The sequence below is a fragment of the Methylobacterium sp. D54C genome (assembly GCF_053345595.1).
Map to the genome: position 1 here is coordinate 1 of NZ_JBKFAK010000196.1, position 306 is coordinate 306.

General features: G+C 72.9%; 1 pseudogene. It reads left to right on the forward strand.

The features are described 5' to 3' along the window. A pseudogene (locus ACLBYB_RS33135) lies at positions 1-306 on the forward strand (polysaccharide biosynthesis/export family protein); the annotation flags it as partial.

The following is a 306-nucleotide window of genomic DNA, read 5'->3' on the forward strand; positions in this document are numbered from 1 at the left end:
CGGGCCACGGCGACCGCATCCTCGACGTCATCGCCGCCGCCGGCGGCAACCGCGCGCCGGTCAACGAGACCTTCGTGCGGCTCTCGCGCGGGCCGGTGACCGCGACCGTGCCGCTGACCACGGTGGTATCGAACCCCAGGGAGAACATCTACCTGCGGCCCAACGACGTGCTGACGCTGGTGCGCGACCCGCAGACCTTCATCGCGGTGGGCGCGCTGGGCAACAGCACCGAGCTGCCGTTCCAGGCCGACGGCATCACGCTGGCGCAGGCGCTGGCCAAGGCGCGCGGCCTGTCGGACTTCGCCG